This is a genomic window from Acidiphilium sp. (genome assembly GCF_049977125.1).
Taxonomy (GTDB): domain Bacteria; phylum Pseudomonadota; class Alphaproteobacteria; order Acetobacterales; family Acetobacteraceae; genus Acidiphilium.
This window is the reverse complement of record NZ_JBMFGY010000039.1, coordinates 19896-27192: the sequence shown is the minus strand read 5'-3', so window position 1 is coordinate 27192 and position 7297 is coordinate 19896. Positions and strand designations below refer to the sequence as shown.

General features: G+C 63.4%; 8 protein-coding genes. 5 read left to right on the top strand and 3 right to left on the bottom strand.

The annotated features are described in order from the left end of the window. Window positions 1-131 precede the first annotated feature (131 nt). From ACP5E6_RS08440 to metH, 3 genes are all read right to left on the bottom strand, one after another. Entirely contained in the window at window positions 132-530 is a 399-nt protein-coding gene (locus ACP5E6_RS08440; RefSeq protein ID WP_427953758.1) for a type II toxin-antitoxin system VapC family toxin, read from the bottom strand. Beyond that, on the bottom strand, window positions 527-778 hold the full coding sequence (locus ACP5E6_RS08435) for an AbrB/MazE/SpoVT family DNA-binding domain-containing protein (RefSeq protein WP_427953756.1): 252 nt from the start codon (window positions 776-778) through the stop codon (window positions 527-529). The genes ACP5E6_RS08440 and ACP5E6_RS08435 overlap by 4 nt, the downstream gene beginning before the upstream one ends. A gap of 137 nt (window positions 779-915) precedes the next feature. Continuing rightward, complete coding sequence (gene metH / locus ACP5E6_RS08430; protein ID WP_427953754.1) at window positions 916-4401, bottom strand: methionine synthase; 3486 nt, start codon at window positions 4399-4401, stop codon at window positions 916-918. 59 nt (window positions 4402-4460) lie between these two features. Here metH and ACP5E6_RS08425 point away from each other — a divergent pair, with 59 nt between their 5' ends. The 5 genes from ACP5E6_RS08425 (at window position 4461) to ACP5E6_RS08405 (ending at window position 7293) form a co-directional block, all read left to right on the top strand. Continuing rightward, window positions 4461-4796 carry a hypothetical protein gene (locus ACP5E6_RS08425; RefSeq protein WP_427953752.1) on the top strand — a complete coding sequence of 112 codons (336 nt, stop codon included), beginning with the start codon at window positions 4461-4463 and terminating at the stop codon, window positions 4794-4796. 67 nt (window positions 4797-4863) lie between these two features. Beyond that, window positions 4864-5181, top strand: a complete 318-nt coding sequence (locus ACP5E6_RS08420; protein WP_427953750.1) for an AsnC family protein — start codon at window positions 4864-4866, stop codon at window positions 5179-5181. After that, window positions 5178-5675 (top strand): DUF6362 family protein, encoded by a 498-nt coding sequence (locus ACP5E6_RS08415; RefSeq protein ID WP_427953748.1) that lies wholly within the window; start codon window positions 5178-5180, stop codon window positions 5673-5675. Before ACP5E6_RS08420 ends, ACP5E6_RS08415 begins: the two co-directional genes overlap by 4 nt. 72 nt (window positions 5676-5747) lie before the next feature. Continuing rightward, the gene (gene efp, locus ACP5E6_RS08410) at window positions 5748-6314 is read left to right on the top strand and encodes an elongation factor P (RefSeq protein WP_427953746.1); all 567 of its coding nucleotides are present in this window, start codon (window positions 5748-5750) and stop codon (window positions 6312-6314) included. A gap of 151 nt (window positions 6315-6465) precedes the next feature. After that, a complete protein-coding gene (locus ACP5E6_RS08405) occupies window positions 6466-7293 on the top strand; it encodes an inositol monophosphatase family protein (RefSeq protein WP_427953744.1) in 828 nt (275 codons plus the stop codon). Window positions 7294-7297 lie beyond the last annotated feature (4 nt).

Here is a 7297-nt window from a genome sequence, read left to right as displayed (position 1 = left end):
AAATTTTTCGCCAAACCCTCTTGCATCAGAAGGGCCGTCCACACACGCCCTACGGTTGTTGAATTATTGAAAGTTTTTGCTTCTTTTTACAAAAAGAAGCGCTTGCTTTACTTCGTTTTCACTTCGACCGGTCAGGGAAGCAGGTTAATTTTCTTGCCCTGCCGGGCCAGCAAGGTGGTGGCTTTGCGGTCGAAGGAGGTGAAGGTTTCGCCGCCGAGCCAGGTGCCTTCGTGGGCGATGACGCCGTCTGCGAAGTCGCCGCCGGCTTCGTGGTGGGCGAGGCCGGCTTCGGCGGCGGGGCGGTTGGTGGCGACTTTATCTGTGGCGAGGAGGGCGCGCATGGCGGCGGCGATGTCGGTATCGTTGAAATCGTAGGCGCGGCGCAGCACCCAGACGAATTCGCAGAGGCATGGCAGGGGGATTGCGATCAGGGTGGCGCGGCGGAGGATGTCGCTGGCGGCTTCGGCCTGGGCGGGGTGGTCTTTGACGACGGCGCGGATGAGGACGTTGGTATCGGCGGTGATCTTCACCGTTTGGCGGACCAGGAGGCGGCGGCGGCTTCGTCGAGTTCCTGCAGGGTGGCGATTTTCGAGGTTTTGCCGGCGAGGAGGCCGAGGAAGGGTTCGATCGTTGCGGCGGGACGGGCGGCGCGGAGGCGGATTTCGCCGTTAGGGAGTTTTTCGAACTCGATGCGTTCGCCGGGCGTGATGCCGAGATGTTGCAGGAGATCGCGTTTGAGGGTGATCTGGCCTTTGGCGGTGATGGTTTGTGCGGGCATCGGGGATTCCTTGGGACGCAATGAATGTAAGGTAAATTCGCCTTACGGTCAAGGATGATGCACGGCGCCCGAGCGGCACGGAGCGGAATCGAATGAAAGTTTTTGCTTCTTTTTACAAAAAGAAGCGCTTTACTTCCTCATACTGAAAAATACTTGGCTTTGGGGTTTAGGACGACGATGGCGCTGGTGGATTGTTCGGGGTGGAGTTGGTGTTCGTCGGAGAGGGAGACGCCGATGCGGGCGGCGTCCAGCAATTTTAAGAGTTGGGTTTGGTCTTCGAGGTTTGGGCAGGCGGGGTAGCCGAAGCTGTAGCGGGAGCCGCGGTAGGATTGGGCGAGCATTTTTTCGATGTCGCGGTCGTCTTCCGAGGCGAAGCCGCATTCGGCACGGATGCGTTTGTGGGTGTGTTCGGCCATGGCTTCGGCCATTTCGACCGAGAGGCCGTGCAGATACAGGTAATCCTGGTAGCGGTTGTCTTCGAACCACTCGCGCGCGGTTTCGGAGGATTTCTGGCCCATGGTGACGATTTGCAGGGCGATGACGTCGCGTTCGGCATCTTCGATGTCGCGGAAGAAATCGGCGATGCAGTCACCGTCTTCGCGGGGTTGGCGCGGCAGGGTGAAGCGGGCGATCTCGGTGGTGCCATCCTGCTCGAAGAGGATGAGGTCGTTGCCCTGGCCGGCGGCTTTCCAGTAGCCGTAGATGGCCTGGGGCTTGAGGATGTCTTCGGCTTCGCAGAGGGCGAGCATGCGCTTCATGATCGGGCGGAGTTCCTGGCGGGCCCAGCCGAGGAATTCATCGAGCGATTTGCCTTGTTTGCGAAAGCCCCATTGGAACTGAAACAGCGAGCGTTCGTTGATGAAGGGGACCAGGGATTTCGCCTGGGTTTCGACCATGCGCGGCCCCCAGAACGGCGGGGTGGGGACGGCGAGGTTTTCGGTGAGGCGGCGGCGGCGGGCTTGGGCCGCGTTGACATCGACCGGGGCGAAGCCGCGGGCATCGGCTTCACCGAGTTTGCGCTTGGTGTTGCGGGTTTTGCCTTTGCGCTTGGCTTGCAGGGCGGCGAGGTAATCGTCGAACGCGTTGCCGGTGACTTTGTCCATCAGATGCAGGCCATCGAACGCGTCGCGCGCGTAGGCGACGCGGCCGCCGGCGTAGGCTTCGACGCAGGTGTCTTCGACGTAGTTGCGGGTGAGGGCGGCGCCGCCGAGCAGGACGGGGATTTCGAGGCCCTGGCGGGTCATTTCCTCGAGGTTTTCGCGCATGACCACGGTGGATTTGACTAACAATCCCGACATGCCGATGGCGTGGGCGCGGTGTTGGCGGGCGGCGGCGACCATGTCCGCGAGCGGGACTTTGATGCCGAGGTTGACGACGCGGTAGCCGTTGTTGGTGAGGATGATGTCGACCAGGTTTTTGCCGATGTCGTGCACGTCGCCTTTGACGGTGGCGAGGACGATGGTGCCTTTTTCCTGGCCGGCGACGCGTTCCATTTTGGGTTCGAGATAGGCGACCGAGGCTTTCATGGTTTCGGCGGATTGCAGGACGAAGGGGAGCTGCATTTTGCCGGCGCCGAACAGCTCGCCGACGACTTTCATGCCGTCGAGCAGGATGTTGTTGATGATGTCGAGCGGTTTGTGGGTTTGCAGGGCGTCGTCGAGTTCGTCGGTGAGGCCTTTGCGGTCGCCATCGATGATGCGGTCGCGAAGGCGGCCTTCGACGGTTTCGGCGCGGGTTTTTTTGGTGGCTTGCGCGGCTTTGCGGTCGGCGAACATGGCGAGGACTTTTTGCAGCGGGTCGTAGTCTTCGCGGCGGCGGTCGTAGATGAGGTCTTCCATCACTTCGATCTCTTCGGGGGAGATCAAATGGAGGGGGCGGATTTTACTGACGTGGACGATGGCGCCGGTCATGCCGGCCTTCACCGCGAGGTCGAGGAAGACCGAGTTGAGGACGGCGCGGGCGGCGGGGTTGAGGCCGAAGGAGATGTTGGAGAGGCCGAGGATGATCTGGATGTCGGGGAACTCGTCGCGGATCAGTTTGATGCCTTCGAGCGTCCATTGGCCTAATTTGCGGTCGTCCTCGTTGCCGGTGGCGATGGTGAGGGTGAGCGGGTCGATCAGCAGGTCGGACTGGGGCAGGCCGTATTGGTTGCAGGCGACATCGACCAGGCGGCGGGCGATTTCGAGTTTCTGCTGCGGCTCCTTGGCCATGCCGACTTCATCGATGGTCAGCGCGATGATGGCGGCGCCGAATTTTTTGGCGAGCGTGAGGCGTTCGCGGGCGATGTGTTCGCCGTCTTCGAAATTGATCGAGTTGATGATGGGCTTGCCGCCGTGGAGTTTGAGGGCGGCTTCGATGACCGGGGTTTCGGTGGAGTCGATCACTAACGGCGCGTTGACCGAGGACGTGAAGCGCGTGATGACTTCGTTCATTTCGTACAGCTCGTCGCGGCCGACGAAGGCGGTGCAGATGTCGAGCGCATTGGAGGCTTCGGCGACCTGTTCGCGGCCCATGGCGACGCAGCCGTCCCAATCGGCGTTTTCCTGGAGTTCGCGCCATTTTTTCGAGCCGTTGGCGTTGCAGCGCTCGCCGATCGAGAAATAGGAATTTTCCTGGCGCAGCGGGGTGGCGCCGTAGAGGCTGGCGACCGAGGGGACCCAGTAGGATTTGCGGGCGACCGGGGTGGGGCGCGGGTTGCCCAATTTGGTCAGCATGGCGTTGAGGGCTTCGATGTGCGGGATCGAGGTGCCGCAGCAGCCGCCGACCAGGTTGATGCCGTCTTCGAGGACGAAGCGTTCCATCCAGGAGGCGAGTTCGGCGGCGCCGAGCGGGTAGTGGGTGGCGCCGTCGACCAGTTCGGGCAGGCCGGCGTTGGGCTGGACCGAGATCAGGCCGGGCCAGTTTTGTGAGAGGTAGCGCACGTGTTCGGCCATTTCCTGCGGGCCGGTGGCGCAGTTCAGGCCGATCAGCGGGATGTCGAGCGCGTGGATGACGGTGCTGGCGGCGGCGATGTCTGGTCCGACCAGCAGGGTGCCGGTGGTCTCGACGGTGACCTGGACGAAGATGGGGATGTCGCGCTTGAGTTCGGCGCGGGCGATTTTGGCGCCGTTGACGGCGGCTTTGATCTGCAGCGTGTCCTGGCAGGTTTCGATCAATATGGCATCGACGCCGCCGGCGATCAGGCCGCGGCATTGCTCGGTGAGCGCAGATTCGAGCGGGTCGTAGGCGATGTTGCCGAGGCTGGGGAGTTTGGTGCCGGGTCCGACGCTGCCGATGACGTAGCGGGTGCGGGCATCGGCGAAGGTTTCGGCGGCTTCGCGGGCGAGCTCGGCGGCGATGCGGTTGATCTCGAAGGCGCGGTTGCCGAGTTGGAACTCTTCGAGCGTGATGGGGGAGCCGCCGAAGCTGTTGGTTTCCACCATGTCCGCCCCGGCTGCGAAATAGCTGCGGTGGATTTCGCGGATCAGGTCGGGGCGGGAGAGGTTGAGCACCTCGGTGCAGTTTTCCTTGTCCCAATAGTCGCGCTCGACATTGAGGGTGAGGGCTTGCACGCGCGCACCCATGCCGCCGTCGCAGAGCAGCACGTGGTGTCGAAGGGCTTCGAGAAGGGGGGGATTGCTCATGGTGGAGAACGATATAGCACGGATCGCGCTTTTCCAATGTGCGACGAAGGAGGCGGATGATGCGAATCGCTGTGGTGTTCGGCGGGGAGGTGGCGGCGGGCGACGCGGTGCTGGCGGCGGGTGATGCGGTGGTGCCGGCGGGCGTTGCGCATGAGCGGTTTTTTGTGGCCGGAAATCCGCTGCATGGGGTGGGGTGTGCGTGCTGCGCGCCGCGTGGCCCGGCGGCGGAAGCGCTGGGGCGGCTGTTTCTGGCGCGGGCGCGGGGCGCGGTGCCGTGGTTTTCGCGGGTGGTGGTGCTTGCGGATGATCGGGGGGTGGCGGCGGTGCGCGCGGCGCTGCAGGGGGATGCCGTGACCCGGGCGCGGTTCATGGACGCAGGAAATTTGTCAGGCTAATTGTTAGTTATATTGACATTAAGATAGTGTTCCCGTATCGTTCCTCCTGTAACCAAGGAGTTGAGCGATGGCCAAACGACGCGATTGGACTGACGCCGCTGACAACACGATCCGCCGGATGCGCGCCGATGGCGCGACCTGGGCCGCGATCGGGGATGTGCTCGGATTGTCACGCAACACGATCATCGAGCGGGGCCGGCGGATCCAGGCGTTGGGCGGGCCGGTACCGCCACGCAAACCGGTGCGGCGGGCGGAGGATGATCCGAACCGGGAGCCGCTCGCGGCGGGACACCCGATTTCATGGGGGATTCTGACAAAGGGGACGGTGCTGGAAGGGGTGGCTTATGTGCCGCTCTCCGCCGAGCGCGGGGAGTGCGCGCCATGAATATTGTGCGCGCGCAATCGGCTGGAGCGGTCCTGGGGTCGGGGGTTGCGACACGGGTGATGATACGCCCCTGCCCGGCCATCACCACCGCCGCCCATCCGCTCACGGCACTAACCGAACGGCTTGAGGATGCGGGATCGACCCTTCTGGCGCTGCCCAATTCCGGCTACTCGCCGCATCTGCGGATGATGCGCTATGAGGTGGTGCATAGCGCGCTCGATGCCTATGGCTGGGAACCGGCACGGATACGCGCGCCGCATCCGTCGGGCGCGGCGATCGATCGGATGGATGAGGCGCTGGGGTGGCTGGCGATCATTCCGGAGGAACGGTTCGTGCTGCGGCGGATTTTGGGCGCGCGGGCGCTGACCCATCCGCTCACCGGGCGGTATTTGTACCCGTGGCGGCGGCTGGGGTCAGTGCTGGGGGCGGATCATAAATCGGTGCAGCGGTGGCATCGGGATGGGCTCAATCTGATCCTGGACGCCCTGCAATGACGGGTCAGCCTTGCCCAAATCACCGCACCGGGCTAAGCCGCGCCATCCTTATCGCAGATCGAGTGTGTATTTATGAAGCAGCAGGCGAATCTTATCCGCGCTGGCCAGGTCATTGAACATGACGGCAACCGCTGGACCGTGCTCAAGCAGCAGATCATCACGCCCGGCAAGGGCGGCGCGTTCATCCAGGTGGAAATGCGCAACCTCAAGACCGGCAACAAAACCAACGAACGCTGGCGCACCGCCGATACCGTCGAGCGGTTGATGACGGATAACCGGGATTACACCTATTCCTATACGGATGGCGATAATCTGGTACTGATGGACGGCGAGACGTTCGAGCAGTTTCTGGTGCCGGCGGACCTGCTCGGGGATCAGTTGCCGTTTTTGCAGGATAACATGCCCGTCGTGGTCGATCTGGTCGAAGGCGATCCGGTCGGCATCCATCTGCCCGCCACCGTCACCCTCGAAATCGTCGAGGCGGACCCGGTGGTCAAAGGCCAGACGGCGTCATCGTCCTACAAACCCGCGAAACTCGCCAACGGCGTGAAAACCATGGTGCCACCCTTCGTCGAAGCCGGCGAACGCGTCGTCGTGCGCACGGAAGACGCGAGCTATGTGGAGCGCGCCAAAGGGTAGGTAAGGCCAAGGGGCGCTGCCCCCTGGACCCCCGCTGGGGCCTTAGGCCCCAGACCCCGCTAGTTTCAGATGAGGTCCAGGAACTAAGTTCCTGGCGGGGGTTAAGGGGGCAGAGCCCCCTTCCCTTTCTTAACCACTTGGAGTGTCTCACATGGTTCCCCGTCGTTCCGCGCATATGACGATCATGGTGGCTGCGGCGCAGAAGGCGGCGAAGCGGTTGATCCGGGATTTCAACGAGGTCGAGCATTTGCAGGTTTCCGTGAAGGGGCCTTCGGATTTCGTCAGTCAGGCGGATATTCGTTCGGAGCAGACTCTGATCGAGGAGCTGGAGCGCGCGCGGCCGGGGTATGCGTTTCTGGGTGAGGAGGGCGGGCCGCGCGGGTCGGAGAATTGGGCGTGGCGGTGGGTGATCGATCCGCTGGATGGGACGACCAATTTTCTGCATGCGATTCCGAACTGGGCGATCTCGATTGCCCTGGAAAAGCGGCTGCCGGATGGCGGGTCCGAGGTGGTGGCGGGGTTGGTGTTTGCGCCGGCGCTGGATGAGATCTACTGGGCCGAAAAGGGTGGCGGGGCGTATTTGAACGACAAGCGGCTGCGGGTTTCGGCGCGGCGGGACTGGTCGGCGTGTTTGTTCGCGACCGGGATTCCGTTCGCCAAGACGGCACCGCGCAATCGGCTGGCGTTCGCGCGGGTGCTGGGCGCCTTGATGCCGGAAACCGCCGGGGTGCGCCGGGTTGGGGCGGCCTCGCTCGATCTGGCGTGGACCGCGGCGGGACGGTATGACGCCTATTGGGAACTCGGCACGCAGGCCTGGGACGTGCTGGCGGGCGTGCTTCTGGTGCGCGAGGCCGGCGGGTATGCGACCGATCCGGCCGGGCATGACCGCGTGACGGGGGATGTGGTGGCCGGCAATCCTCATATCCAGCCGCGATTGCGCGAGATGGTGGTCGAGGCGATGGAGAGTGCGCGGGGCTGACGCC

What these genes read in the sequence shown, in the direction of transcription:
- ACP5E6_RS08415 (WP_427953748.1), top strand. Translation starts at nt 5,178, where the DNA reads ATGAATATTGTGCGCGCGCAATCGGCTGGAGCGGTCCTGGGGTCGGGG.
- efp (WP_427953746.1), top strand. Translation starts at nt 5,748, where the DNA reads ATGAAGCAGCAGGCGAATCTTATCCGCGCTGGCCAGGTCATTGAACAT.
- ACP5E6_RS08405 (WP_427953744.1), top strand. Translation starts at nt 6,466, where the DNA reads ATGGTTCCCCGTCGTTCCGCGCATATGACGATCATGGTGGCTGCGGCG.
- ACP5E6_RS08425 (WP_427953752.1), top strand. Translation starts at nt 4,461, where the DNA reads ATGCGAATCGCTGTGGTGTTCGGCGGGGAGGTGGCGGCGGGCGACGCG.
- ACP5E6_RS08420 (WP_427953750.1), top strand. Translation starts at nt 4,864, where the DNA reads ATGGCCAAACGACGCGATTGGACTGACGCCGCTGACAACACGATCCGC.
- ACP5E6_RS08435 (WP_427953756.1), bottom strand. Translation starts at nt 778, where the DNA reads ATGCCCGCACAAACCATCACCGCCAAAGGCCAGATCACCCTCAAACGC.
- metH (WP_427953754.1), bottom strand. Translation starts at nt 4,401, where the DNA reads ATGAGCAATCCCCCCCTTCTCGAAGCCCTTCGACACCACGTGCTGCTC.